The sequence below is a fragment of the Geomonas azotofigens genome, assembly GCF_018919395.1.
GTDB classification, from domain to species: Bacteria; Desulfobacterota; Desulfuromonadia; order Geobacterales; family Geobacteraceae; genus Geomonas; species Geomonas azotofigens.
This window is the reverse complement of the sequence record NZ_JAHLME010000002.1, coordinates 887428-912370: the sequence shown is the minus strand read 5'-3', so window position 1 is coordinate 912370 and position 24943 is coordinate 887428. Positions and strand designations below refer to the sequence as shown.

Sequence of the window (24943 nt, the reverse complement as noted above, 5' to 3'; positions counted from 1 at the left end):
TTTGAAAGGAGACAGTAGATGACACCAAAACAAGTAGTGGAGTTCGCCAAAGAAAACGGCGTGCTGATGGTCGACTTCAAATTCATGGACTTTGTCGGTATCTGGCAGCACTTCACCGTGCCGATGAGCGAGTTCGGCGAGGACACGTTCGAGGAAGGCCAGGGTTTTGACGGCTCCTCCATCCGCGGCTGGCAGCCCATTCACGCTTCTGACATGATCATCCTCCCGGATCCGACCACCGCGAAAATGGATCCGTTCACCGCAGTGCCGACCCTCTCCCTGATCTGTGACATCTTCGACCCGATCACCAAGGAAAGCTACTCCCGCGACCCGCGTAACATCGCCAAGAAGGCCGAGAGCTACCTGAAGTCCACCGGCCTCGCCGACACCGCGTACTTCGGACCCGAAGCGGAATTCTTCATCTTCGACGACGTCCGTTACGACTCCAACGCCAACTCCTCCTTCTACGCCGTCGATTCCTCCGAAGGGGCCTGGAACACCGGCCGCGAAGAGTTCCCGAACCTCGGCTACAAGCCGCGCCACAAGGAAGGATACTTCCCGGTCGCCCCGACCGACTCCCAGAACGATCTCCGTAACGAGATGGTGATGGAGCTCCAGAAGGTCGGCATCCGCGTCGAGTGCCAGCACCACGAAGTCGCCACCGGCGGCCAGGCCGAGATCGACATGCGCTTCTCCTCGCTGGTCGACATGGCTGACCAGCTCCAGTGGTTCAAGTACGTCATCAAGAACGTCGCCAACCGCAACGGCAAGACCGTTACCTTCATGCCGAAGCCGCTCTACGGCGACAACGGTTCCGGTATGCACTGCCACATGTCCCTGTGGAAAGACGGCACCAACCTCTTCGCCGGCGACAAGTACGGCGGGCTTTCCCAGATGGCCCTCTACTACATCGGCGGCATCATCAAGCATGCCCGCGCGCTGTGCGCCTTCACCAACCCGACCACCAACTCCTACAAGCGTCTGGTGCCGGGCTTCGAGGCTCCGGTGAACATGGCTTACTCCAGCCGTAACCGTTCCGCCTCCCTGCGCATCCCGATGTTCTCCACCAACCCGAAGGCGAAGAGGATCGAGTACCGTACTCCGGACCCGTCCTGCAACGGCTACCTCGCCTTCGCGGCGATGCTGATGGCGGGCCTCGACGGCGTCGAGAACAAGATCGATCCGGGCCAGCCGCTTGACAAGGACATCTACGGCCTGTCCCCGGAAGAGCTCTCCACCATCCCGTCCGCTCCGGGCAGCCTGGAAGAAGCTCTCAACGCCCTCAAGGACGACCACGAGTTCCTGCTCAAGGGGGACGTCTTCACCCCGGACGTCATCGACAAGTGGATCGAGTACAAGACCGAAGCCGAAGTCAACCCGGTCCGTATGCGTCCGGTACCGCTCGAGTTCGCTCTGTACTTCGACATCTAAGCAGTTCCGCCCACACGGGCAGCAAAAAAGGCGGGGGATTTTTCCCCCGCCTTTTCTCGTTTCATGTCCGCGTTTTGGTCTAGTAGCCGAGGCTTTCGAAGACGGCCCTGGCGGTCTTGGTCGCGACGTACGGGCCGTAGCTTGGTCCCACGTTCTTGATGAACTCAGGGGTGAGGTCATCGTCATAGCCGGTGAAGGCGATGCCGCCGATGAGCGGGATGATCCCGACTTCGAACCAGCCGACCTCGGTCCAGGTCCGGTCGATTTCAGCCTGCCTGAACTCGAAGTGGGCGGGGATGGAGAGCTGCTGCGACTTGCCGTTTTTCAGGTTGGTGATGGTGGCCTCGGTGGCGATGTCCGCGGTATAGCCGTAGCCCCAGATGGCGGGTGCGAAGATCAGGAAGCCCGGCCAATTCACGAAGAAGTTGGAGCCCTTGCCGTCGTAACGAGGGTTGACGGAGAGGTCGATGACGGCATCGGCCTGGTTCTGATTGTTTGCCGTATTGTACGGATATATCACCCTCTCGATGGCGCTGTTTCTTTGCAGCGCGTCGACTACCGCGGTGATGTACTTGCTATTTTGTGGTTGGCTCATGTTACTGGAGGTGACTCCGACCTTTACCGTTTGCCTTGGTACCGCGGCAGGAGGAACGAAGTAATCATCCGCATTGGTAATTCTCATGTTGTGGGTACAACCACTACTCATCATCACCAGGATTGATAAGGCAATTGCTGATACTGCTTGTCGTTCCAGTCTTCTAAACATAGTACAAGCTCCTTGTTGTAACAGTTGAATAATTAGTCGGAACTATACAGCCAGGGGCTCCCTGCTGTCAACGCAATACGTTTTTTCAGAGTTTGGTGTGCTTATACAGTGTCTGGTAGTGCGAAGCGCTGCTTCAGTAACTCCGACCGGTAAAGTCTTTATCCTTGATGGCCGGTTGAAAAACTGCTATTTTCACCACTTGTGGCCGCGGCTCTGACGCCGCCGGTGCTTCAACCCGTGAGGAATGCGTGCAGCAGCATGAGAAGGTGACAAAGCTGGTGGGGTGGTTTGCCAAGGCGGCCGTGCGCCATGGCGAGGCGTTGCAAGCCATGGCCGAGGATCTGGCCGCCGCCGAAGTCGCCGATCTCAACCGCTACTACCGTGCCCTGCAGCGCGAAGGGGGCGTGGCGGAGTTGCTGCGTCTGCTTGACGACCCCAATCCCGTCATCGCCGGCATGGTGGCCGTGTACGCCATGAGGGAAGCTCCCGAGCGCTGCGTGGCGATGCTGGTCGTGATCGCGAGACAACCGGGGCTGATCGGCTTTCGGGCCCAGGCCGCGCTGGAGCGCTGGGAGAGCGGCGAGTGGGAGCGGTAGGGGGGCCTGCCTCCGCGAGAGTGCTTAGTACAGGGTTCGCACCCGATTTCATACCATTAGGAGGTTTCAGTGTCTGAGTTCAACAACGTAACGGTCATCAAAGAGGCCAATGTCTATTTCGACGGCGGCGTCACCAGCCGTACCATTTTCTTCGCCGACGGGTCCCGCAAGACCCTGGGCATCATGATGCCCGGCGAGTACACCTTCAACACCGGTTCCGCGGAACTCATGGAGATCATGTCGGGCGAGATGACCGTGCTGCTCCCCGGGTCCCCGGACTGGGTCCCCGTCAGGGGGGGCGAGGCCTTCGAGGTGCCCGAGAACTCCAGCTTCAAGCTGAAGGTCACCGCCGTCGCTGACTACTGCTGCTCATTCCTCTAATACAAAACCATTGGCCACGGAGAAAGGGTGAGGAGTTGTGAGAAACCCCACCTCGGGGCTTGCACGCCTCACAATCTTCGTGGCCAATGGCTTTTCGGTGTTCTCATGGCCACAGACAGAACACAGACCGTCGGCCGTTTCGCGCCTTCCCCGACCGGGCCGCTGCACCTGGGCTCACTGGTCGCCGCCCTGGGCAGCTACCTGGGAGCCAAGAGGGAGGGGGGGCTGTGGCTGTTGCGCATGGAGGACCTGGACCTGCCGCGCGTGGTGCCCGGTATCGCCGATGACATGATGGCGACCCTGGAGAAGCTCGGTTTCCGCTGGGACGGCGAGGTGCTGTACCAGAGCCGGCGCACCGAACATTACCGGGCCGCCGCCGAAGAGTTGCAGCGGCGGGGCCTCGCGTACGCCTGCGGCTGCACCCGGAGCGAAATAGCCCAGATCGCCTCGGCCGCTCATGAAGACGGACTGGTCTATCCCGGGCTGTGCCGCGATGGGCTGCCGCCGGAAAAGGTGGAGAGGGCGCTGCGGGTGAAGGTCTACGACGAGGTTATTTCCTTCGATGACGGGATCATGGGGCGCTACAGCCAGCATCTTACCGCGTCCTGCGGCGACTTCGTGATTCACCGGGCCGACGGCCCGTACGCCTACCACCTGGCGGTGGTGGTCGACGATGCCGCCTCCGGCGTGAACCAGGTGGTGCGGGGGGCTGACCTTTTGGCCTCGACGCCGCGCCAGATCTACCTGCAGCGCATCTTCGGTTTCCCGACGCCTTCCTACTGCCACCTGCCGCTGGTCACCGGCCCGGACGGCGCCAAGCTCAGCAAGCGCGACAATGCCGTTTCCCTCGCCGCCGGCCGCGACCTGGAGCGGGAAGGGGGGCGGTTGCTGTTCGCGGCGCTTCGTTTTCTCGGTCAGGTCCCCCCGCCGCAACTGCGGGATGCCGCGCCGGCGGAACTATTGGAGTGGGGAGTAGCCCATCTCGACGTCTCCGCCATTCCTCGAACCCCGGCTCCCTTCGTCTATCCCTGATCGAGAAATGGTGGCGCCGCCTCCGGCACCGTCGCGGACGGGGCCTTCTCCCGTCTCTCCAGTCCGTCCCGGATCTGGTCGCTGATCTTTCCGCTCAGCCCCGGTTCCTTGAGCATGTGGCGGATCATCGCGTCGTTCAGCGTCTCGCACCCCGGCAGCAACAGCAGCGCCAAAAGCACCATGCGCCTCATCCCTGCTTTCTCCTCTTCTCCACCGCGCGCCACTTCTCGATCTCGGCTTCGGTGACCGGTTGCCATTGCGGCACCGGCGCCGGGTGCCAGTTCTCGTCCACCGCCACCATGGTGAAGGCGCCGCTGGCGGCCAGCCGCTTGGCGCCGTCGGTCACGTTTTCCGCCTCCACTTCGACCTCCACTTCCATGGACGAGCGTCCCACGTGGATGATGGTGGCGCGGGAGTAGATCACCTCTCCGACGTTGATCGGCGTGTGAAAGGTGATGCGCTGCGCGCAGGCCGTCACGACGCGCTTGCGGGAATAACGCCAGCAGACCACGCCGGCGGTCTTGTCCATGATGCTCATGATCACGCCGCCGAAAATGTTGCCGTAAGAATTGGTGTCCTTCGGGAGCAGCGTCTCGATCAGCTCCGCTTTTCGGTTCTCCATGAAATCTCCTCTGTCGTCTTTGATGGGGGGGCGTGGGGGGCGCCTCAACGGGTTGCAGTGAGGTGCTCAGCCCTCGTCGTTGGTGGCGCCGGCGGTCGCGGCAATCATCTTTCTTAACTGTGCGGCGCCGGCCCGCTCCATGGCCCTGCCGGTGATGCTGCTTTTGGTGCGGTTGCGGCGCTCGGCCTCGGCGTACACCGAACACTCGATCTCGACTCCCTGGTCCTCGAGGTAGACGTGGGTGTAATCCCTGATCACGCCCCCTTTCCTGATGGGGACCGTCTCGGTCTGGAACGGAATGTCCCGCTCCCGCAACAGGTTCTCCACCGCCTCCACGGAATCGGAGAAGAGGTGGATGTCGATGTCGCTGCGCCCGGTGACCGCGCCGGAGAGCACCGAGCCGACGAGATACGGCGAGAACTCCTCGAAAAGCTCCAGGTAGGAGAGGGCGGTGATCCGCAGCTGCAGCAGCCGCTTAGGGAGCACCTCCTCCTCCCGGGTCGCGATCAGGCGGGCGAGCTCCTCGTGGATCTCGGCGTTGGTCGGGAGGTGGGACCCTAGGGAGAGCGCCTTCTCCGGGCCGAACCGCTTGGCCGCCTTCCTCTTCGCGTCGCGGTATTCCCGGACTCCGTCCTCGTACATGAGCCGGGCCGCCTCGGTAGCGATCATCTCGCGTATCCTGTCTTCCTTTCTCATGTGAGCAGTATAGCCTATGGCCCGCGATATGATACGACATTTGGTACATTGGTGGATCAAATTTTTCGTGTCATTAAAAAAAAGAGGTTGACTGGTCGGGCGGGTTTTGCTATAAACAGGGTCTCTGTTGAGCGGGAATAACTCAGTGGTAGAGTGCAACCTTGCCAAGGTTGAAGTCGCGGGTTCGAACCCCGTTTCCCGCTCCAAATAATCTCCAGAACCCCGGTAGCCTCACAGGCTCCCGGGGTTTTTGCATTGGCGTCGAGCGGCAAAGGAGCATGGCCCATGAAACCCACCGAAGGGGAGATCGTACTGAGTACAGAGGACGTGGTGCAGGTCGTGGCGGAGATCCCCAAGAACCATCGCCACCTGCGTACCACGCTAGAGCTTGCCGACGGCACCGCCATCACCCTCCAGGAAGCCACGGTCGCGGCCATCGTACGTGCCTACGTGACGGTCAAGACCGATCCGGTCCGCAAGTCCGTCAAGCTGTCGGGGCGCAGGCTCACCGAGCGCAAGTCCGGCTACGCCGCATGGCAGCTGCTGGATCAGCAGGAATAGCAGACCTCCGGGCGGCCGTCCCTTCCCCGCGCCGGACCGCGTACCGGACCGCGTGCCGGGAGGTCTGCATCCGAGATGGCCGTAGCGGGAACAAAAAAGGGGACCAGCGGGTCCCCCTTTTTCGCGTCTATGGAAAGTTCTGCTACTGCAGGAAGGTTTCCTCGATGAAGTCCGCGACGGCGCTCGGGTCGTTCAGGTCCAGCACCGGGACGTCGAGGTCGAGCTCGGCGTCGCTCGCCACCGCGATCAGGGTGGGATCGTAGGCTTCTCCCCGGCAGAGCAGCGTGGTGCTCCGCTCCTGCCGGTTCACCTCGATCTTGGGCATGCCGCTCTTCTTGAACCCCTCGGTCACCACGATGTCCATGTCGCTGAAATAGGTCTCGATCAGTTCCTCGATGGGAGGGGACTGGGTGTGCTTCTTGACGATGGCGAGCTTCTCCGGCGAGGAGATCAGCATGGTGTCGGCGCCGGCCGCCGTGAGCCGGTGGCTGTCCTTGCCGGGATGGTCGATGTCGAAACGGTGCGCGTCGTGCTTGATGACCCCCACCTTGTAGCCGCGCGCCTTGAGGTGAACGATGACCTTCTCCAGCAGGGTCGTCTTGCCGGTTCCCGACTTCGCCACGAATGATACTGCCTTTACCGTCATGTAATTCCTCCTGTATTTCTAACGTCTTCTGGTGTGTTGAGATTAAGGAAGGCGGTGCCGTCCGGGTCGAGTGGCGCGATCTCGTCGGGGCCCACTTCCCGCACGTTCACGTCCGGATACCATGCGTACGCGCAGCACTCTCCCCTGTCGAGAAGCTTCCTGATCGGCTCCAGGCATCTCTTCGAGTAAAGCGCGAAGAGCGGTTCGTACCCCTGCCTGGTCTTCGGAACCACGGCGTCGAATCCCTCTCGCAGCGAACAGAGGTGGCGCAGGATGGCCTTGCTGGGGCAGGGGAGGTCGCAGGAGGATACGAAGATCCAGTCGCTGTCCGCGCCGGACAGGCCGGTATAGACCCCGCCGAGGGAGCTACCGGGGATGAGGTCCGCAAGGACGCGCACCGAGTAATCCGCGAAGCGCTCCTCCCGGTCGCCGACCAGCAGCACCTTCGGGAACGATTCCCGGAACAGGTCGAGCACACGTTCGAAGAGGGGCTTTCCACGCAGTTCGAGAAAGGCCTTGTCCCGTCCCATGCGGCGGCTTTTGCCCCCCACCAGGATGACACCCGTTATGTCGTCCGCCACGAAATCCGGCATCATTGCTGACTCCGCTCTACTGTCCCGCATTGCCATTCCCGGCCCCTAAACCAGCCTCGTTTATACCATAAGTGCCGCCGGCCGTGGCGGAAAATTAAAATCCCGCCTCGGTGTTTGCAGCTAATAAATTTATGCTAACCTGTGCGTTGTCCTTGGGCGCGACATCCGAAGCACCCCGCCACGTGCGCGATGGGAGGTGGCCATGTACACGATACTTCTCGCTTCTTCTCTTCTTGGTCTGCTGGCGGGCTGCACGATGAACATGCGGCTGGCGGACAACGACGCGTCCGACTCGCCCGCTGAGGTGATCCGGCTCAAAGTGCAGGCGGATCCCGAACTGAACCGCTACGACCGGAGTTCCCACGCCCTGTTACTTTGCCTGTATCAACTCAAAGAGCCTGACGGATTCAGACAGCTGGCCCAGAACAAGGACGGCGTGCCGAAGCTCCTCGAATGCGGCCGCTTCGATGGATCGGTGGTGAACGCGAGGCTCCTGGTTGTTCAACCGGGCCAGGAAATCAGCCAGAGTTGCGACAAGGGAGAAGGGACCCGCTACCTGGGCTTGGCCACCGGCTACTACAGCCAGGGCAAGAGGAAGGTCACCGAACTCCTCGCCGTACCATCGCGCGATGCGGCCAACGCGCTGCAGGGGTTACTGCACCTGGACCTTGGTGCTCAGGAGATAACCAATGCGAGGGTGGAATGAATACGGCGCAAGGTCCCATCTTCTGGCACCAGGGCATGTTCCTGCAGCCGCAGCATTTTCAGCTTGCCGAGCGCGGCGTGCATTCCTTGCTGATCCCGTACCACAGCCACCTGGTGCCGCACTTCTGGGGCGTCTGCCGCGCGGCGGTCAGGATCTTCTCGAAGGGGGTGCACTCCCTCGAACTTACCAGCGGCGCTTTCCTCTTTCCCGATGGCACCTACGTGGAACTGCCGGGAAACGCGGTGGTCGAGTCCCGCCTGCTCCCCCAGGATGCGGCGGGCGAGGGAGCTTCCCTCACCGTGTACCTCGGGCTGAGGAAATGGCGGGAGCGTGCGGAAAACGTGACCGTCCTTGAGCAGGCCGATTCAGCGGCGACAACCAGCACGCGTTACCTGGTCGCGGCGGAGGGCGGCTCCTGCCCGGACCTGCACGCCGGCGGGCCGGCCGCGGACGTTCGGCACCTTGACCACGTCCTCAGGCTGTTCTGGGAAAGCGAGCTGGATCTCCTTGGCGACTACCTGCTGGTCCCCTTGACCCGGCTGGAGATGCGCGGCTCCGAACTCGAAATCTCCCCCGATTTCATTCCCCCCTGTGTCACCATCTCCGCAGCTCCCTTCCTAAACGACCTGGTTCTGGGGATACGGGACGTGGTCGCGGTGCGCTCCCGTCGGCTTGAAAGCGGTAAGAAAGAGCGCGGCATCCAGGGGGCGGAATTCGGCTCCAAGGACCTCGTCTACCTCCTCGCCCTCAGGACGGTGAACCGGTACCTCGCCCAGCTTGACCACCTGATCCACGCACGCGACATTCATCCCTGGCAGCTGTACGGCGTTCTCGGGCAGCTCGTCGCCGAGCTCTCCTGCTTTTGCGAGTCCGTCGCCTGTTCGGCGGACGCGGGGACCGAGGCGGTCGCGCTCCTTCCCGGCTACAACCACCTCGACCTGGGCGGCTGCTTCGCGCAGGCATACGACCTGGTCCTGAAGCTTCTGAACCAGATCTCTGCCGGACCGGAATACGCCGTTTCGCTCAGCTTCGACGGTTCCTATTATCAGGCCGACCTCGCGCCCGCCCACTTCCATGGGCGCAACCGTTTCTACCTGGTCCTGACCTCCGACACGGACCCCGCCTCGCTGCTCGGGTCCCTGACCACCCTGGCCAAGATGGGCGCTCGGGAGCGGCTTCCCCTCCTGATCGCCCAGGCCCTGCCGGGGCTCCCCCTGGAGCACCTGCCCAACCCGCCCCAGGAGCTGCCGCGCCGCTCCTCGTCCCTGTACTTCGCCATCGACAGTCGCTCCGAGCATTGGGAACTGGTTCAGAAGTGGCACAACCTCGCGCTCTTCTGGGATCAGGCGCCGGATGACCTGGAGGTCGAGCTGATGATCGTCACCAGGAGCTGATCATGAGATTGATCGACTGCTTCATGCCGCTGCTGGCCCATGTCGTCGAGTTCCGCAACCAAGTGACGGGAACCGCGGCGGAGTATGCCCAGGTCAAGGCGGAAATCCGGCAATTGCTTGAGCAAGCGCAAGCGCTGTCGCGCGGTGGTGGGTGCGATCCGGCCCATTTCGACGAGGCCCGCTTCATCGTCTGCGCCTGGGTCGACGAAACGCTCCTCGGCTCGCAGTGGTCCGGCCGGCAACTCTGGCAGCATGAGCAATTGCAGCGCCTTTTCTATAACACCACCGAAGCCGGCGTCGAGGCCTTCGACCGGCTCGAAACCCTGGAGGGCGAGGAGGTGCGCGAGGTCTATTGCAGCTGCCTCGCCCTAGGCTTCAGGGGGCGCTACATCGGCGAGCAGGGGGAGTACGTGCTGGAGCAGTTGAGGACGGCGCAACTGAAACGGCTGTTGGGGGAAGCGGAAGCCGTTCCCCCCCTCGATGGCCTCGCGCTGTTCCCTGATGCCCTGCCCGAGCTTCCGGTCCCCCCGATCCGGGCGGTACCACCCCCCTTCGCCTTGACCCCGTTGTCGGCGGTCCTGGTCGCGGCTCCGGTCATCCTTTTCGCCCTCATGTACCTCGTGTACCGATACGTGCTGAACGGTCTGGTCCTTCCGAACCTCTAGGGGAGGTGCGTCGTGAAGTGGCTCATCTACTGTAAATACGTGCTCTTCGGCGCGGCACTTCTTCCCATCGTGCTGATCGCCATCGTGATGATCCCGCTCCTTCCCTGGCCCTGGCGTATCGGCATCTTCCTTCCCTTCCTGGTGCTGCTGTTGTGGGGAGCCCTGGAAGGCATCGTGAAGCTCCTGCAAGGGAGGAAGTCGCGACAGCCTAAAGAGGAGCCTGCCCCGGGAGAGCCTCAGAGCGCGTCACCCGCGCCACGGCAGCCGGTATCGTCTCAATCGCCGTCGACGGAACCGGCGCGCCCCGACCGGATTCTCGAACTGCAGCGGAACTTCCGGGCGGCGATCGGCACCCTGAAGAGTTCGCATCTGAAGCAGGAAGGGGATCCTTTGCACGTCCTTCCCTGGTACCTTGTGCTCGGCGCTACCGGTTCGGGAAAGACCAGCGCGGTGCGGGCCGCGCGCCTGCTGTCCCCGTTTTCCGAGACCGCGGCGGACGAGGCGACGGCGAATTGTTCCTGGCACTTCTATGACCAGGGCATCGTCATAGACACCGCCGGCCGTTACGCCCTCCCCGTCGACTCGAGCTCGGACCGCGACGAGTGGTTCACCTTCCTGTCGCTGCTGAAGAAGTACCGAAGGACCGAGCTTGTCAACGGTGTAATTATTACCGTGGCAGCGGATACGCTGGCGGCCGGTGACGCGGGCGAGCTGGAGGAGCAGGGCCGGCAGCTGCGCAGCCGCCTCGAGGACATGATCCGCTACCTGGGTGTCACCTTCCCGGTTTACCTGCTGATCACCAAATGCGACCTGGTAGGCGGCATGAGCGAATTCTGCCGCCAGCTCCCCGCTCAGAGCCTGGACCAGCCGATGGGGCTCCTGAACAAGGACCTCGATGGCGATGTGACGCGAGTGCTGGACAGGTTCTCCCGCGCGGTCGACGGACGGCTGCGCACGCTGCGCCTTTTGCTGATGCACCGTGCCTCGCCCGCCGCTGCCACGGGATCACTGCTGCTCTTCCCGGATCGCCTGCGCGCGCTGCGAGGCGGGCTCGAGCTCTTCATGCCCGTCGCCTTCGGGCCGAATCATTACCAGGAGACCCCGCTGCTGCGCGGCATCTACCTGTGCAGCGCGCTCCCCGTTCGCAACAGTCGGCCCCATGGCGAGCAGCAGGCCGTTACGTCCCACGCCCCCTTCCTCCATGATTTCTTCGAAAAGGTCCTGCTGCGGGACCGTGGGCTTTGGAGCCCCAGCGCCCGGAGCCTGAAATGGCGGAACCTGTCGGGACGACTGGCCATCGCCAGCTGGCTGCTGGTCGGCATCTCGCTCTGCGCCATGCTCACCGGCGCTTTCGGGAAGAGCATCGCGGTGCTGCGGCAGGCTTCGGCAGCGGCGGCGGGCGCACCGCAGCTGCGCGGGGAGATCGACGCCGATCTTGCCGCCCTGGAAACGATGCGCCGCGCCGTGGTCGAGGTGGAGCGAAAGAACCGGAACTGGTGGGTGCCGCGCTTCGGGCTTCGCCGCAGCGACGAGGTGGAACAGGCGCTGAAGGCCCGCTACTGTCTCCAATATCGCAGACACCTGCTGGCGCCGTTCGACACCGAGATGGCGACGGCGCTGGAAGCGGTTTCTCCGGCACTGCCCGATTCAGCTTTCGGTGGGCTGGTCCTGCACCTGAGCCGGCGTTGCAACCTCCTGAAGGCGCGGCTCTCCGGCGAGGATGCCGCCAGCCTGGCGGCGCGGCCGGCGCCGGAATACGGGGTGCTGGCATCGCAGGCGCAGGGATGGTCTGCTCCCGCCGTAGGGGGGCTTTACCACTCCTACGTGTCGTGGCTGGCCGATCGGGCCCAGATGTCGGAGGAGTTGCAGCGGCTGCAGCAACTGCTCAAGCGCCTGGTGCTTCTCAAGGGGGGCGATTTCAGCTGGGTGCTGGGATTCGTGGACCGGGAGGAAACGGCGGTGGCGATCTCCCGGCAGGAATTCTGGAAAGGCTCCAGGTCTCTGCCGGGAGAGCCCGCTCTCCCCCCCTCCTTCACCCGCAAGGGGCGAGAACGGATCACATCGTTACTCGGGGAACTCGGCGAGGCATACCCGGACCGAGCCCCCCTGGAGCGGGCGCGGGGGGAATTCTGGCGGGGGTATCGCCAGGCCGCCTTCAACGCCTGGCAGCGCTTCGCGACGCAATTGCCTGGCGGTGCCAACCTTCTTTTGGCGCCCAAGGAGTGGCAGGACATGGCGGCCATCATGGCGGGAGAGCAGGGCCCCTATTTCAGCTTCATGCGGCGCGCCCTCGCCGAACTGCAGCCCTTCGACGCGAGCGAGCCTTTACCGGTATGGATCGCCGAAGTGTACCGCTTCCAGGCCCTGAAGGGGGCCGGCCCCGCGGGTGTCGCGTCCTCCCTTTCGGGGCAGGCGAGCAGGGTGGCCGGGGCCATCGGCGGGCTCGGGGGGAAAGGGGGGAGTCTTCCCGGCAGCGACACCGGCACCAATCTGGCCAAAGACTACCTGAACGCCGTGGCGCAGATCGCTCCGGTGGCGAAATCGAGGGCGCTGGCGCACCGGATGGCGCTGCAGGCCTTCAGCGATTCCGGTGAAGCCGGCAGATCGCCGCTATTCCAGGCGGCGGAGGCGGCGCAGCGTCTGAACCAGCTCCTCGTGCAGGGGCAGGGGGATGACACCTTCGCCCGGCTCGTCTACGGTCCCATAACCTTCTACGGCACCTACATCCGCATGGAAACCGCTTGCGCCCTGCAGGCACAGTGGGAGCAGACGGTACTGAAGGAGGTGCAGGGGAGCAGGGATCCCCAGACCCTGCAGTATCTCCTGGGCAAGGACGGGCCGGTGTGGAAGTACGTCGGCGACTACGCGAATCCCTTTATCGGCTGGAGTCCCGAACGCGGGTACTTCCCGAAGGCGGCGCTCGGGGGCTCGATACCGTTCAAGCACGAATTCTATTCCTTCCTGGCGCGAGGGGGAAAGGCCAAGCTGGCCGCCGCGGCAGCTGCTCCCAAACCGGTGTACCAGGTCACCATCAAGGGGCTCCCCACCGACGCCAATGCCGAGGCCCGCGTCAAGCCGCAAGGAACAAGGCTGGAACTGCATTGTGCGACCGGGGTGCAGGCCATGGTCAACATGAATTACCCCGTGAGCAAGCCGTTCATCTACATGCCGGAGGCCTGCAGCGACGTGGTGCTGCAGATCGAGGTGGGCGATACCACGCTCACCAGGAGGTATCCGGGCAGCCGCGGCTTTACCGAATTCCTGCGCGATTTCCCCGCCGGACGGCACACCTTTTACCCCGGCAATTTCCCGCAGGAAAAGGACGCACTGCACCGGTTGGGCGTGCGCTTCATTAAGGTCAACTACCAACTCTTCGGCGCCGGTGATCTGGCAACGCGGCCAGCCGAGCCGCTGCCTCCGACTGTCCCCGCGAAGATCGCCGAGTGTTGGGATTAGGGGGAGGCATGCTCAAGGATCTCTCCATCGAGAAACTGCTGCTGCCGATCTCGGCGGAAAGCCCCGCCGGACGCGATCTGCGCTACACACCCGTGTACGAGGAGATCATGGAGGCACGCCGGTGCGAGGATGCCGTCGCCATGGGAGACTGGCAACACGACGTAAAACAGGCCGATTGGGGCAAGGCGATCTCCCTGGCCGTCTCCGTCCTCAGCACCGAGACCAAGGACCTGCAGGTGGCGGTCTGGCTGGCCGAAGCCCTCTCGGTGGCCGAAGGTTTCGCTGGGCTCGCGCTGGGGCTGGAACTGGTCACCGGGCTCACGGAGCGTTTCTGGGAAACGGCATACCCGCAGACGGAGGATGGGGATCACGAATACCGGGCGACTCCCTTCCAGTTCCTCGCCGACAAGATCCCCCTGCGCGTCAGGCAGATCCCGCTCACCGACCCGGAGGTCACCCCTGGTTACTCCTGGCTCAGATGGCGCGAATCCAGGGACGTCGGGAGCGAGGCCGGGTTGAGGAACCGCTACGGCGAGATCGACGAGGACAAGAAGAGCCGCCGCGACCAGTTACTGGCCGAGTCGGCCGTGAGCGCTGAGGACTTCGACGCCGCCGTCGCGCGCTCCGGTGGGGCTTACGGCGCCGCGCTTCACGAACGGATCACCAGTTGCAGCCATGGTCTGCGTCGCCTGGAAACCGTGCTTGAGGAAAAATTCCCGGCTGTCCCGCCAAGCCTGGCCGAGCTCGCTTCAGTCATTGCTGATTGCGGCACCGTGGTCGAGGCGGTGTACGGAACACGACCGGCAGCAGCTCCCGTCGCGGCGGGGGGGCACCCGCGACCGGCGCCACTCGGAGAGTCGGGGGACCTGCGGGAGGAGGGGACGACGCAACTTCAAGGGCAGGCGGAAGAGGACCGGTCCGGCACAGCGCCGGATCTGGATCCTCCCGCGGCGGCAGCGGCGGTTTCCGCAGGATTGCACGAACATTCGCTGTGGGAAGACGCTCTGGCCCTGGTCCAGGCGGGGCGGTTGCAGGAGGCCCTGGCCGCGCTGCTGCACACCGGCAATGGCGCCGACTCGGTGCGGGATCGCAACCGCGTCAGGCTCCTGATGGTCAAACTGTGCCTGGACGCGGGCAGGGCGGACCTGGCCCGGCCGCTCCTAGAGGACCTGCACGGGGTAATCGAGGAGCTGCAACTGGAGCGCTGGGAGTCGCCGCTGTGGATCGCCGAGGTCCTCGTCGCCTATTACCGCTGCCTTCAGGCCGGTGGCCCCCGCGACAGCGACCTCGACCTTGCCAACACGTTGTTCAAGCGCATCTGTTTGCTCGATGTCACCAAGGCGATGCCGTACCGCTGCTAGATTGCGGCAAAAGGAGAGACCATGACCATTTCGGAAAGTCTGCAACACAGGCTGGAGCGGGTGAGGGCGCCCCGGGTCCGTATCACGTACGATGTCGAGGTCGAAGACGGCGTCGAGGTGAAGGAGATTCCCTTCGTCGTTGGCGTGCTCTGCGATCTAGCGGGAATGCCGGAGCCACCCCTTCCCAAGCTTAAGGAGAGACGGTTCGTGGAGATCGACCGGGACAATTTCGACCGGGTCATGGAAGGGATGAAACCCCGCCTTGCCTTCAAGGTCGACAATACGCTGTGCGGCGACGGCTCCCAGTTAGGCATCGAGTTGCGCTTCGGCACGCTGGAGGATTTTCATCCCGAGCGTGTGGCGCAGCAGGTGGAGCCCCTTCGCAAACTGGTCGAGGCGCGAGGACGGCTCTCCGACCTGTTGAACCGGCTGGACGGGAACGACCGGCTCGATGAACTGCTGCGGGATCTTCTGGCCGGTGGGGAGTCACTGAAGGCGATCTGCCACGACCCCGCCGGCGGCAGCGACACCGAGACGGGCGGCAGCGGCACCGAGACGGGCGGCGGGACTAACGGCGGCAGCGGTACCGACGGCGAGAGCGCCTGAGAAAGGAGGGAGGCATGGAACAGTTAGACAGAGAAAAGACGCTACGGTTCGCCGAGCCAGAGCCTGCCCCGGAGTTACTCGATCTGATCGTGAGCGAGGGGCGCCTTGCCCGCTGCGACGAGCAGAAGGCATACGCGAAGGAGATGCTGGTTGAACTGGCGCGGCAGGTGCTGGCAGGGGAGATGGTGCCCGGCGGCGACATCGACCGGATGATTCACGCCAGAATCGCCGACATCGATCGCCTGATCAGCGATCAGGTGAACCAGATCATCCATCACCCCGAGTTCCAGAAGCTTGAGGCCTCCTGGCGCGGGATCTCCTACCTTGTACACCAGGCGGAGACCGGCAGCGACTTGAAGATCCGTGTGCTGAACGTGTCGAAGCAGGATCTCGCCAAGGACATGGAGAAGGCGGCGGAGTTCGACCAGTCGGCGCTCTTCAAGAAGGTGTACGAGGAGGAGTTCGGCAGCTTCGGCGGCGCCTCCTATGGCTGCCTTGTCGGCGACTACGAGTTTGGCAACACGCCGCGGGACCTGTCGCTGTTGACCCGGATGTCCGAGGTCGCCGCGGCGGCGCACGCGCCCCTTATCACCTCCGCGTCCTCGACCCTTTTCGGGGTGGACAGCTACGCCGCCCTGGACGGGCCGAGAGATCTGGCGAAGGTTTTCCAGGGAGCTGAGTTCGCCCGGTGGCGCTCCTTCCGGATGTCGGAGGATGCCAAGTACGTGGCGCTTTGCCTGCCCCACGTGCTGATGCGGCTGCCGTACGGACCGGACACCGACCCGGTCGAGACGTTCCAGTTCGAGGAGGATGTCGTCGGAGGCGATCACGGCAACTATCTCTGGGGCAACGCCGCTTACTGCCTCGCCGGACGCATCACCGACGCCTTCTCCAGGTACGGCTGGACCGCGGCCATTCGCGGCGTGGAAGGGGGCGGGGCGGTGGCGGACCTGCCCATCCACACCTTCGATACCGGGGAGGGTGAGTTGGCGGCGAAGTGCCCGACCGAGATCGCCATCACCGACCGGCGCGAGAAGGAACTCGCCGATCTTGGGTTCGTACCGCTGGTGCACTGCAAGGGAACCGACATGGCCGCCTTCTTCAGTGTCCAGAGCGCGCACAAGCCCAAGATCTACGATACCGATGCCGCCAACGCCAACGCGAGGCTATCGGCACAACTGCAGTACATCCTCGCCGTTTCTCGTTTTGCCCACTACCTGAAGGCGATGATGAGGGACAAGATCGGCAGCTTCGGGACCAGGAAGAATGTCGAGGATTACCTGAACCGGTGGATCAGCCGCTATGTCCTTTTGGATGACGATGCGGGGCAGGAGATGAAGGCAAGGTTCCCGCTGCGGGAGGCCCGCGTCGAGGTGTTCGATCAACCGGGCCGGCCGGGATGCTACCGGGCGGTAGCCTTCTTGAAGCCGCACTACCAGCTGGATGAACTCACCATCTCGTTGAGGCTCGTCGCCAACCTGCCGTCGCCTAAGACGAGCTGAACGAGGTTGAGACCACGATGAAAGGGAGGACGTCATGGCCTTCGATGCGTTTTTGAAGATAGAGGGAATACCGGGAGAGAGCAGCGATGACAAGCACCGGGACTGGATCGAGGTGCTCTCCTACAACTTCTCCGTTACCCAGCCCACCTCCGGTACTGCCAGCAGCGCGGGCGGCGCTTCCGCGGAACGTGCGACTTTCTCCGACTTCAGCGTCGTGAAGGTGCTGGACAAGGCGAGCCCCAAGCTCTTCGAGGCCTGCGCCACCGGCAGGCACATCCCGAGCGTCACCCTCGAGATCTGCCGTGCCGGTGGAGATAAGCTGAAGTACATGGAATACAAGCTCAGTAACGTCATCATCAGCCTGAACCGCCCAGGCGGCAGCGCGCATGGTGGCGAAGCCATTCCCGTCGAGGAGATCGCCTTCAACTACGGCAAGATCGAGCTCGCCTACACCCAGCAAAACCGCACCGACGGCTCCGGCGGTGGCCAAGTGGCCGCCGGGTGGAACCTTGAGACCAACAAGAAAGTGTGACTGAAACTGGCAAGATCGCGGGAGGAAGCATGCGTTACCAACCGGAACCGAGAAAATCCTTACTGGAGAGGCTCACCGACCGTGAGCCGGAATGTCCGGCTGAAACCGCCTGCTCCTCCCGCAGCAGCGTAATCTCGCTGATCGACTCTGTGCTGCGCGACCTGGAGAACCTGTTCAACACCAGGTCCTTCACGGCACACGGGGGAGTGTCCCACAGGGGACTGGCTCCGCAGGTGCCATTCCCCCTCGTTCCGCATTTGCAGAATTCCATCCTCAGCTACGGCAGCCGTGATTTCAGCCTGGATAACCCACGCTCACACCGGGTACAGCAGGCCATTCGCCTGGAAATCATAAGGCTCCTCGACTGTTTCGAGCCGCGACTCAAGGACGTGACGGTATCTCTAGGACCGCCTCAGGGCGAGCGAGCCCTGAACTTCCGAATCGAGGCGTTACTGCACGTCGAGCCGGTAGCGCTCCCCACCGCCTTCGACACCCACTTCGACATCAACAGCGGCAGTTATACCATCCTCTCGTGATCGAATATGCCCGATGACATCCTCTCCTACTTCGAAAGAGAGCTCAGCTACCTGCGTGACACGGGGAGCAGCTTCGCCAGGAAGTATCCCAAGGTCGCCGGAAGACTTCAGCTCGAGCCCGGCAAGTGCGAGGATCCGCACACCGAGAGGCTCATCGAGGCCTTCGCTTTCTTGTGCGCCCGCATCCAGCGCAAGATCGACGACGGCCTGCCGGAGATCACCCAGTCGCTCTTGCAGGTAATCTATCCGCAACTGACGGCTCCGATCCCGTCGCTGTCGGTGGTGAAGTTTGCGCCCCTTTTCAGGAACCTGCCCGATGGTGGGTATAAGATCGCAAAGGGGACGCCTCTCTTCTCGAAACCGGTTGCTGGCGTGCCCTGCCAATTCAGGACTGCCTACCCTGTCGCCCTCTGGCCTGTGGAGGTCAGCGATGCCTGCTTCCAGGCACCTGTAAAGCTGGTACAAGGCGCACAGCAGGTTGTGCGGGTTCGTTTGTTGCTGCACAGTGCGTCCGCCGTTCCGGGGGACGCGCTGCGGTTTTATCTGAACGGTCAGCCTCAGCACGTCTTCCCGCTGTATCAGTTGCTGATGAATCACCTGTGCAGCGTGGAGTATGTGTCGGCCGGTGCACCGGTTGCTGATTCCCGGCAACTGCCACCTGGTTGCCTGCGGCCTGTTGGCTTCGCCGCAGATGAGGGGCTTATGCCGTACCCGGAACAGTCTTTCCCTGGCTATCGGCTGCTTCTCGAGTACTTCGCTTTTACGCACAAGTTTCTTTTCATTGATCTCACCGGGCTCTCCCAGCTCTGGAAAGGTGCGGCCTTAGGGGATGCCGTCGACCTGCTGTTTTACCTCAATACCACTGCGCCGGAGTCTGTGGTGGTTGGACCGGAGACCTTCTGCCTCTACGCGACCCCCGTCGTCAACGCGTTCCAGAAGGTTGCGGAGCCGATCAGGCACAATCACGGTAAGAGCGAGTACAAGGTCGTTCCGGACGTGAGGAGTGAGGGTGCCTTTGAAGTACTCTGTGTCGATGAAGTCACGGCTACCGAGGCGACATCCCCGGGTGGGGTGAAGCGCTACTGCCCCGTTTTATCGGGGAACGGTGGGGAGGATAGTGCAGGCTTGTGGCAGATGCAGCGCCGACCTGCATCCCGCCTGCACGACGGCGGCACCGACGTTTTTCTTTCCATCTGCGAACCTGTCGAAGCTGCCACCGCTTCGACGGAAGAAACGCTTCTGGTCCGCCTGACCTGCTCCAATCGCGACCTCCCGCTAAAGGTGCCTTTCGGCGATCCTGCCGGAGATTTCGACACGGAGTCTGTCGCCCCGGTTACCGCGATCAACTGCCTTCTCAAACCGACGCCACCTCTACGTCCGTTCCTCGACGGAGGGCAGCAACGCCGCCTGATTTCCCATCTTTCCCTTAACTACATTTCGCTTGTCGAAGGAGGCACGGTAGCGCTGAGGCAACTTCTGTCCCTCTATGACTTTGCCTCGTCCTCTACCACCCGGCACCAGATAAGCGGCATCGTCTCTGTGAAATCGCGCGTGGTTACCAGAAGAATAGGATCAGCCTTCTGCCGCGGATTGGAAGTGATCGTTGTCTTCGACGAGGACAAGTACGTGGGAAGTGGCCTGTATCTGTTCGCATCCATTCTGGAGAGGTTTCTGGGACAGTACGTGTCGGTCAATTCATTCGTGCAACTTGTGGCGGTGGCCGCAAGCAACGACGCCATCATCAAGCGCTGGCCGCCCCGAAGTGGCGACAAGGTGCTGCTATGAACGGGAATCTGCCTGAACGCTGTGGCGCCGGCTTTTTTGCGACGGTCCGTTTGCTGGAACGGGTCCATCGGGGACACCATGACGTTGAAGCCCCGTCATCGCCAGAAACGGAAAAGATCCGCTTCACGGTTAAGAAAGGCTTTGCTTTCCCGGTAGGGGACGTCACCGGGATTACCTTTGGTGAGGACGGATCTGCCCGCGTCGAAACTGCCGTGATGGGGCTCACCGGTCCGTCCGGCGTATTGCCGCATTGGTACCATGAACTGCTTTTGGAGCGGGAAAGGGCGAACGATCATGCCATGGGCGACTTCTATGACCTCTTTCACCACCGCCTCATCTCCATCTTTTACCGGAGTTGGAAGCGCACCTCCTTTTTGCCACAGAAGAAAAGCGGCAACAGCGATGTCTTCAGCATCCATCTGCTCAGCTTTCTGGGACTCGGGACCGAGGGGGTGCGGGAAAAGCTATCCGGGTCGGAGCCGGCATTGCTGCACTTCTGTGGCCAGGCAAGTCGGCCGACGGCATCAGCCGGCACGATCGCTCGCATCGTGCAAAGTGTATTTGGCGTGGATGCCGAGGTCGAGCCTTTTGTGCCGCGTAGCGTTGACCTGGAATCGTCGGACCTGACCACGCTTGGGGAGAACAATTGCCTGCTTGGCGTCGACGCCGTCTGTGGCGGGCAAACCAGCGACATCCAATCCACCTTTAGGCTTCGTCTGGGGCCTATGGCTTTTCACGACTTCATTGATCTGTCGTCAGAGGGGAGACGGAAGCACCTGGCTTCGCTGGTCAGGTTCCTGGTGGGACCCGAGTACGAGTTCGAGGTCAGGCTGGTTTTGAGGAGAGAAGACGTTCCCGGGTGCAGACTGGGTACGGAAGCTTCCGACGCACCAAGGCTTGGTCATTCCACCTGGCTCAAAGCGCCATGCGCCGTTCTTGAGGAGGACCCGTTCGTGACCATCGATCCCAACGTAGTCTCGAAACTGACAACTTCGTAGAGCGGGGAAGCCATGTGAGTTCCTTAGGCTTTGGCCGGTCATTTAGTTCCATTTAAAGAAATACATTCCCGGCAGTCCCACGTACAAAAAGGTGCTTCATTTGAAGGAGATGATGGCTGCGCGCGGTGCGGTTTTCCCTGCCTTGAGCCCGGAAGAGGTGCGGGCCAGACGCGAAAAGCAAAAAGGGTCGGTGTCTCAAAACTGGTGAGGGGTAGTTCATGACATTCACACAGCGTGACAGACTCATTTCCATCCGTACCTCTCTAGGTGAAGACGCCCTGCTCTTGACCGAATTAAGGGGGGAGGAGGGCATCTCCCGCAGCTTCTATTTCGAGCTGTCTTTGCTGTCTGAACGTCACGCTATTCCGCTCCAAACGATGCCGGGCAGCAACGCAACTGTCTCCATCACCCTTGCTGACGGCAACAAAAGGTACCTCAACGGGATCATTTCAAGCTTCACCCAGGGCACGTCGGGCGGCGTGGACGGTGAAGATAGCCGCTTCTCCTTCTACAGATGCACTCTCGTTTCCTGGTTCTGGACCCTCAGCAAGAGTGCTGACATAAGGATCTTTCAGAACCGCTCAACCCCTGAGATAGTCGAGCAGGTATTCGAGAACCTTGGTTTCTCCTGGTACCGCTTCGATCTGCGCGGGAGTTACGACAAGAGAGAGTACTGTGTCCAGTACCGGGAAACGGCCTTCAACTTTATATCCCGCCTTCTGGAGGAAGAAGGTCTCTTCTACTTTTTCCGGCATGACGATGGGAAACACACGATGGTCATCGCAGATTCTCCCGATGCCAATACGCCTTGCCCGTTTCAGCAGAACGCCTCCACGCTATCAAGCGCGACCGGCACCAGAAAGGAAGATGTGATTACTTCCCTGGAGGTCGCACGCCACATACCCACGGGCAGATATTCCCTGAGCGACTACAACTTCGCCATTCCAAGGACAGGATTGAAAGCGGAAGCTCCCGGCGCAGCCCGGACACCGGCCGCGAAATGCGAGGTGTACGATGCTCCCGGATGCTACGGCAGCAAGGGCGCAGGCGAGCGGCTGGCGAGGATCCGCATGGAGGAAGAAGAAACCATGGCAACCGTCGTCGCTGGCAGTAGCGACTGCCGTGCGTTTACCAGCGGCTATCGCTTCCGGCTCAGAGATCACCGCAACCTCGAATTGGACGGTAAGGAGTTTCTCCTGGTGGCCGTGAAGCATGATGCAATGGAAGCATATGCCACTGGCTCCATTTCCAGTTACCAAAACAGTTTTGAGTGCATACCTCATCAGACCCCGTACCGCCCGACACGTCTGACCCCGAAGCCGATCGTGCCGGGACCGCAGACGGCTGTCGTTGTCGGGCCGCCGGGAGAGGAAATCCACACGGACCAGTACGGACGGGTGAAAGTCAAGTTCCACTGGGACCGGGAAGGGAAGGGCGATGACAGCTGCTCCTGCTGGATCAGGGTGAGCCAGCCGCTGGCCGGTAACGGCTGGGGCGCATTATTTCTGCCACGTGTTGGCCACGAGGTTGTGGTGGACTTCCTGGAAGGCGATCCCGACCGCCCGGTCGTCATCGGTCAGCTCCATAACGGAATGAACCTGCCGCCGTACCAACTGCCTGCAGAGAAAACAAAAATCTGCATAAAATCGTGCTCCACACCCGGCGGGCAAGGGTATAACGAGCTGCGCTTCGATGACAAGAAAGGCGCGGAGCAGTTGTACCTTCACGCGCAGCGGGAGCAGGTGAACCGGGTGAATGAGGATTCGCTGGAGTGGGTGGGGCAGGACCGGCACCTCGTCGTAAACCGGGACCGGTTGGAGAAGGTGGCTCGTGACCAGCACCTCCAGGTGGCCGGAGACTGTAACCAGAGTATTGATGGGGACCTTTCGATAACGATCGGTGCCGATCTCCAACTGAAGGTGGCAACAAAATACGCCCTGCAGGCGGGGGAGGCGGTCAACATAAAGGCTGCGAAAAGCATAGTGGTTGAGTCGCTAACTCAGGTGTCTTTGCAAGTTGGCGGCAGCTTCATCACCATAACGCCTGCCGGAGTCGCCATAGTCGGTGGCTCCGTGCAGATCAACAACGGCGGGGCACTGGGAGTTTGCACCGGGGCGTCACCTGGCCAGCCGAAGCCCCCAAAAGAAGCGGGTAAAGACGACAGGACCACGACGCACGGTAGAAGCCACGATGCTCCATTGTTGACGACGCCGCAGGCAAGGTCGTTCGAGAGAGCGGCTGCAGAGCATACACCATTATGCGCGGCGTGATCGACTGAGTGAAGGCCGGTCGGCCTATTGTTACGGGTGGGATAATGCAAAGCCTCAAACAGATGATATTCGCCTCCGACTGTAGCAGCGTCTTCACTGTCATCGATGGCGCAGTGGTCCCAGATCTACCATCGCTTCTGGACTCTCTAGCGCCACAGTACGTCTGTCTTTTGCGCGGGGCGCTGCAACCTGACATGGCGCGGGTTGCCCCCTACCTGGTATTGCTCCGGCGGGATTGCCTGTTCACTGATTGGTTGCTGGCGCAGGGGTGGTGGCGGAATTGGGGGGATTTACGGCGGGGCTCTGTGCGATGCCAGAACGGTCATCACATAACCACACGTGAGGGTGGGGGAGGTGTCATGGAAATACGAATTGAGCAGATGAACGAGGTGGCGCGCGCGGAGTTTATCGAGAGGCTGGACGCGGCATTGATGCGCGACCTGACCGATTACTACAAGATCGGCCGGGACCAGCGCCTGGACTTCCTGGCCGCTGCCGTCGAACTGGCCGACAGCAAGGGGTTCAAGTCGGAACAGGGGATGGCGTCCTACGTCCTGGCCCTGTGGTACCTCGACATCGACTTCGAGGAGAAGAGCAACGCATTGGAGACGCTGCTGACTTCATCTCTGCCGGAGGTGCGCCGCGTGCATGCCCTGAACCAGTGGGTCGAGGCGGTTTTAGGTGAGCCCGACAATATCGCGGCCGCGGACGAAGCTTTGAGAAAATCTCTCCAACTCACAGAGCCTTGGGGAAACTGACAGCACAAGGCTCCGCCCGGCCTCTGCGAAACGGCAGAGGCCGGGCGATCTTTACATCTGAAAGTCTCCCCTTCGCCATCTTCTTCCATAGCCTCCACCCAAATAGATCCCCTGCAAAATTTTGCTGTTGACATCAGTCGCTATCTTCTTTATAAAACTGATAACGGTTTTCATTATCGTGGTTGTGGCTCGGGTGAACAGTCCTGGTGTGAGTGTTGGTAACGTGCTGAGAGATTGACCGATTCAGTACCGGGAGTGTGGAGGGGACATGAACAGTGCTGCCAGGGTAAAAGAGGATCTGGTGCCGGTAACCGCAGGCGATGCGCCTGGAGCAACCCTGAGGTCCAGGGCCGCCTGGCAGGACTTCGCGGGACTTTACCCTAGCGACGAAGAGTGCCTCGCCTCCTTCCTGGTGCTGGAACTCGCCGAGGTGCTGCAAGGGGCCAAGCCGGCCAACCTCGTCTGTCTTGCCAACAAGCGCCGCTCCTGCGGTCGCAACCTCTATCGCCTCTGGAAAGAACACGGCGCCGCGCTCCTTGAAGAGAGCGGCCTCAAGGTTCGGGTCCTCGACGACCGCGGCTCTTCGATCCTGCTCCTGCTTTACTCCCAGGAGGCCCTCGGCACCCTCATCGCGCAGAAGAGCGTGCGCATCATCCTGGGCAAAGCCGGTTACGGCAACGTCCACGACTTCGACTCGGTCCTGGACGAGCTGGAGACGCGTGTGACGGGGGATGGCTTCCCTCACGAGATCGGCGTGTTCCTTGGGTACCCGCTGAAGGACGTTATCGGCTTCATGGGGTGGGTGCCGCTTGCTTTCACCGTACAGGGACCTTGGAAGATTTTCGGCAAGCCCGAGCAGAGTCTGCGCCTTGCCGAGTGCCACCGCGAGTGCCGCAGCAGGATGTCGCTGCGCCTGGCTTCGGGATGCAACCCGCTCGAGTGCCTGAGAAACGGCAGCCACGCTGCCGCTGATTCGTACCAGCAGCACGACACCCCTTTTTTGGCAATTAAGTGAAGGTGAATATCAAAGCCGAGACGCTGACGCCTCGG

Annotated in this window: 25 protein-coding genes, 1 tRNA gene and 1 pseudogene; 21 read left to right on the top strand and 6 right to left on the bottom strand. The window is 62.0% G+C overall.

Annotated features, from left to right (window positions below):
• Positions 1 to 18 precede the first annotated feature (18 nt).
• Positions 19 to 1431 carry a type I glutamate--ammonia ligase gene (gene glnA, locus KOL99_RS09010; RefSeq protein ID WP_216510115.1) on the top strand — a complete coding sequence of 471 codons (1413 nt, stop codon included), beginning with the start codon at positions 19 to 21 and terminating at the stop codon, positions 1429 to 1431.
• Between the two features lie 79 nt (positions 1432 to 1510).
• Here glnA and KOL99_RS09005 read toward each other — a convergent pair whose 3' ends face one another.
• On the bottom strand, positions 1511 to 2026 hold the full coding sequence (locus KOL99_RS09005; RefSeq protein WP_216510114.1) for a hypothetical protein: 516 nt from the start codon (positions 2024 to 2026) through the stop codon (positions 1511 to 1513).
• A gap of 419 nt (positions 2027 to 2445) precedes the next feature.
• Between KOL99_RS09005 and KOL99_RS09000 the strand changes: the two genes are divergently transcribed.
• From KOL99_RS09000 to gluQRS, 3 genes are all read left to right on the top strand, one after another.
• Positions 2446 to 2793, top strand: a complete 348-nt coding sequence (locus KOL99_RS09000) for a hypothetical protein (RefSeq protein WP_216510113.1) — start codon at positions 2446 to 2448, stop codon at positions 2791 to 2793.
• Positions 2794 to 2862: 69 nt separating this feature from the next.
• Positions 2863 to 3174 (top strand): pyrimidine/purine nucleoside phosphorylase, encoded by a 312-nt coding sequence (gene ppnP / locus KOL99_RS08995; protein WP_216510112.1) that lies wholly within the window; start codon positions 2863 to 2865, stop codon positions 3172 to 3174.
• A 105-nt stretch (positions 3175 to 3279) separates the two neighbouring features.
• Positions 3280 to 4206, top strand: a complete 927-nt coding sequence (gluQRS, locus tag KOL99_RS08990; protein WP_216510111.1) for a tRNA glutamyl-Q(34) synthetase GluQRS — start codon at positions 3280 to 3282, stop codon at positions 4204 to 4206.
• Here the strand turns inward: gluQRS and KOL99_RS08985 are convergent.
• The 3 genes from KOL99_RS08985 to KOL99_RS08975 form a co-directional block, all read right to left on the bottom strand.
• Positions 4197 to 4397 carry a hypothetical protein gene (locus tag KOL99_RS08985; RefSeq protein ID WP_216510110.1) on the bottom strand — a complete coding sequence of 67 codons (201 nt, stop codon included), beginning with the start codon at positions 4395 to 4397 and terminating at the stop codon, positions 4197 to 4199. The two genes, gluQRS and KOL99_RS08985, sit on opposite strands and share 10 nt — an antisense overlap.
• Positions 4394 to 4828: an acyl-CoA thioesterase gene (locus KOL99_RS08980; protein WP_216510109.1), complete on the bottom strand. Its 435-nt coding sequence runs from the start codon at positions 4826 to 4828 to the stop codon at positions 4394 to 4396. The genes KOL99_RS08985 and KOL99_RS08980 overlap by 4 nt, the downstream gene beginning before the upstream one ends.
• Before the next feature lie 66 nt (positions 4829 to 4894).
• The gene (locus KOL99_RS08975; protein ID WP_216510108.1) at positions 4895 to 5524 is read right to left on the bottom strand and encodes a hypothetical protein; all 630 of its coding nucleotides are present in this window, start codon (positions 5522 to 5524) and stop codon (positions 4895 to 4897) included.
• A gap of 131 nt (positions 5525 to 5655) precedes the next feature.
• On the opposite strand from KOL99_RS08975, the gene KOL99_RS08970 reads away from it, so the two are divergent.
• Positions 5656 to 5730: transfer RNA gene (locus KOL99_RS08970), tRNA-Gly, on the top strand.
• Between the two features lie 79 nt (positions 5731 to 5809).
• Positions 5810 to 6085, top strand: coding sequence for a hypothetical protein (locus KOL99_RS08965; protein WP_216510107.1), 276 nt, complete (start codon positions 5810 to 5812; stop codon positions 6083 to 6085).
• A 142-nt stretch (positions 6086 to 6227) separates the two neighbouring features.
• Here KOL99_RS08965 and mobB read toward each other — a convergent pair whose 3' ends face one another.
• Positions 6228 to 6731, bottom strand: a complete 504-nt coding sequence (gene mobB / locus KOL99_RS08960) for a molybdopterin-guanine dinucleotide biosynthesis protein B (RefSeq protein ID WP_216510106.1) — start codon at positions 6729 to 6731, stop codon at positions 6228 to 6230.
• The gene (mobA, locus tag KOL99_RS08955) at positions 6728 to 7327 is read right to left on the bottom strand and encodes a molybdenum cofactor guanylyltransferase (protein ID WP_236025908.1); all 600 of its coding nucleotides are present in this window, start codon (positions 7325 to 7327) and stop codon (positions 6728 to 6730) included. Before mobA ends, mobB begins: the two co-directional genes overlap by 4 nt.
• 199 nt (positions 7328 to 7526) lie before the next feature.
• Here mobA and KOL99_RS08950 point away from each other — a divergent pair, with 199 nt between their 5' ends.
• The 15 genes and pseudogenes from KOL99_RS08950 to KOL99_RS08885 all read left to right on the top strand — a co-directional run bounded on the left by KOL99_RS08950 (position 7527) and on the right by KOL99_RS08885 (position 24908).
• Positions 7527 to 8030, top strand: coding sequence for a type VI secretion lipoprotein TssJ (locus KOL99_RS08950; RefSeq protein ID WP_216510105.1), 504 nt, complete (start codon positions 7527 to 7529; stop codon positions 8028 to 8030).
• A complete protein-coding gene (tssK, locus tag KOL99_RS08945; protein ID WP_216510104.1) occupies positions 8027 to 9424 on the top strand; it encodes a type VI secretion system baseplate subunit TssK in 1398 nt (465 codons plus the stop codon). The genes KOL99_RS08950 and tssK overlap by 4 nt, the downstream gene beginning before the upstream one ends.
• A 2-nt stretch (positions 9425 to 9426) precedes the next feature.
• Entirely contained in the window at positions 9427 to 10089 is a 663-nt protein-coding gene (locus KOL99_RS08940; RefSeq protein ID WP_216510103.1) for a DotU family type IV/VI secretion system protein, read from the top strand.
• A 12-nt stretch (positions 10090 to 10101) separates the two neighbouring features.
• Positions 10102 to 13545, top strand: coding sequence for a type VI secretion protein IcmF/TssM N-terminal domain-containing protein (locus KOL99_RS08935; RefSeq protein WP_328760040.1), 3444 nt, complete (start codon positions 10102 to 10104; stop codon positions 13543 to 13545).
• Positions 13546 to 13553: 8 nt separating this feature from the next.
• A complete protein-coding gene (tssA, locus tag KOL99_RS08930) occupies positions 13554 to 14906 on the top strand; it encodes a type VI secretion system protein TssA (protein WP_216510102.1) in 1353 nt (450 codons plus the stop codon).
• 21 nt (positions 14907 to 14927) lie between these two features.
• Positions 14928 to 15512: a type VI secretion system contractile sheath small subunit gene (tssB, locus tag KOL99_RS08925; protein WP_216510101.1), complete on the top strand. Its 585-nt coding sequence runs from the start codon at positions 14928 to 14930 to the stop codon at positions 15510 to 15512.
• Between the two features lie 14 nt (positions 15513 to 15526).
• Positions 15527 to 17014 (top strand): type VI secretion system contractile sheath large subunit, encoded by a 1488-nt coding sequence (gene tssC, locus KOL99_RS08920; protein ID WP_216510100.1) that lies wholly within the window; start codon positions 15527 to 15529, stop codon positions 17012 to 17014.
• Between the two features lie 34 nt (positions 17015 to 17048).
• Positions 17049 to 17546, top strand: coding sequence for an Hcp family type VI secretion system effector (locus KOL99_RS08915; RefSeq protein WP_216510099.1), 498 nt, complete (start codon positions 17049 to 17051; stop codon positions 17544 to 17546).
• Positions 17547 to 17575: 29 nt separating this feature from the next.
• Positions 17576 to 18082 (top strand): type VI secretion system baseplate subunit TssE, encoded by a 507-nt coding sequence (gene tssE, locus KOL99_RS08910; RefSeq protein ID WP_216510098.1) that lies wholly within the window; start codon positions 17576 to 17578, stop codon positions 18080 to 18082.
• Between the two features lie 6 nt (positions 18083 to 18088).
• Positions 18089 to 19867, top strand: coding sequence for a type VI secretion system baseplate subunit TssF (tssF, locus tag KOL99_RS08905; protein ID WP_216510097.1), 1779 nt, complete (start codon positions 18089 to 18091; stop codon positions 19865 to 19867).
• The gene (tssG, locus tag KOL99_RS08900; RefSeq protein ID WP_216510096.1) at positions 19864 to 20865 is read left to right on the top strand and encodes a type VI secretion system baseplate subunit TssG; all 1002 of its coding nucleotides are present in this window, start codon (positions 19864 to 19866) and stop codon (positions 20863 to 20865) included. The genes tssF and tssG overlap by 4 nt, the downstream gene beginning before the upstream one ends.
• Before the next feature lie 218 nt (positions 20866 to 21083).
• Entirely contained in the window at positions 21084 to 23135 is a 2052-nt protein-coding gene (locus KOL99_RS08895; protein WP_216510095.1) for a type VI secretion system Vgr family protein, read from the top strand.
• Positions 23136 to 23179: 44 nt separating this feature from the next.
• Positions 23180 to 23410 (top strand): annotated as a pseudogene (locus tag KOL99_RS21990) (DUF4123 domain-containing protein); the annotation flags it as partial.
• Between the two features lie 84 nt (positions 23411 to 23494).
• Entirely contained in the window at positions 23495 to 23893 is a 399-nt protein-coding gene (locus KOL99_RS21615; protein ID WP_236025906.1) for a hypothetical protein, read from the top strand.
• 268 nt (positions 23894 to 24161) lie between these two features.
• The gene (locus KOL99_RS08885; RefSeq protein ID WP_216510093.1) at positions 24162 to 24908 is read left to right on the top strand and encodes a DUF3793 family protein; all 747 of its coding nucleotides are present in this window, start codon (positions 24162 to 24164) and stop codon (positions 24906 to 24908) included.
• The last annotated feature ends 35 nt before the right edge of the window (positions 24909 to 24943 follow it).

Coding starts and splice junctions, on each gene's coding strand:
- glnA (WP_216510115.1), top strand. CDS start 19: ATGACACCAAAACAAGTAGTGGAGTTCGCCAAAGAAAACGGCGTGCTG.
- KOL99_RS09005 (WP_216510114.1), bottom strand. CDS start 2,026: ATGAGCCAACCACAAAATAGCAAGTACATCACCGCGGTAGTCGACGCG.
- gluQRS (WP_216510111.1), top strand. CDS start 3,280: ATGGCCACAGACAGAACACAGACCGTCGGCCGTTTCGCGCCTTCCCCG.
- KOL99_RS08985 (WP_216510110.1), bottom strand. CDS start 4,397: ATGAGGCGCATGGTGCTTTTGGCGCTGCTGTTGCTGCCGGGGTGCGAG.
- KOL99_RS08980 (WP_216510109.1), bottom strand. CDS start 4,828: ATGGAGAACCGAAAAGCGGAGCTGATCGAGACGCTGCTCCCGAAGGAC.
- KOL99_RS08975 (WP_216510108.1), bottom strand. CDS start 5,524: ATGAGAAAGGAAGACAGGATACGCGAGATGATCGCTACCGAGGCGGCC.
- KOL99_RS08965 (WP_216510107.1), top strand. CDS start 5,810: ATGAAACCCACCGAAGGGGAGATCGTACTGAGTACAGAGGACGTGGTG.
- mobB (WP_216510106.1), bottom strand. CDS start 6,731: ATGACGGTAAAGGCAGTATCATTCGTGGCGAAGTCGGGAACCGGCAAG.
- mobA (WP_236025908.1), bottom strand. CDS start 7,327: ATGATGCCGGATTTCGTGGCGGACGACATAACGGGTGTCATCCTGGTG.
- KOL99_RS08950 (WP_216510105.1), top strand. CDS start 7,527: ATGTACACGATACTTCTCGCTTCTTCTCTTCTTGGTCTGCTGGCGGGC.
- tssK (WP_216510104.1), top strand. CDS start 8,027: ATGAATACGGCGCAAGGTCCCATCTTCTGGCACCAGGGCATGTTCCTG.
- KOL99_RS08940 (WP_216510103.1), top strand. CDS start 9,427: ATGAGATTGATCGACTGCTTCATGCCGCTGCTGGCCCATGTCGTCGAG.
- tssA (WP_216510102.1), top strand. CDS start 13,554: ATGCTCAAGGATCTCTCCATCGAGAAACTGCTGCTGCCGATCTCGGCG.
- tssB (WP_216510101.1), top strand. CDS start 14,928: ATGACCATTTCGGAAAGTCTGCAACACAGGCTGGAGCGGGTGAGGGCG.
- tssC (WP_216510100.1), top strand. CDS start 15,527: ATGGAACAGTTAGACAGAGAAAAGACGCTACGGTTCGCCGAGCCAGAG.
- KOL99_RS08915 (WP_216510099.1), top strand. CDS start 17,049: ATGGCCTTCGATGCGTTTTTGAAGATAGAGGGAATACCGGGAGAGAGC.
- tssE (WP_216510098.1), top strand. CDS start 17,576: ATGCGTTACCAACCGGAACCGAGAAAATCCTTACTGGAGAGGCTCACC.
- tssF (WP_216510097.1), top strand. CDS start 18,089: ATGCCCGATGACATCCTCTCCTACTTCGAAAGAGAGCTCAGCTACCTG.
- tssG (WP_216510096.1), top strand. CDS start 19,864: ATGAACGGGAATCTGCCTGAACGCTGTGGCGCCGGCTTTTTTGCGACG.
- KOL99_RS08895 (WP_216510095.1), top strand. CDS start 21,084: ATGACATTCACACAGCGTGACAGACTCATTTCCATCCGTACCTCTCTA.
- KOL99_RS21615 (WP_236025906.1), top strand. CDS start 23,495: ATGGAAATACGAATTGAGCAGATGAACGAGGTGGCGCGCGCGGAGTTT.
- KOL99_RS08885 (WP_216510093.1), top strand. CDS start 24,162: ATGAACAGTGCTGCCAGGGTAAAAGAGGATCTGGTGCCGGTAACCGCA.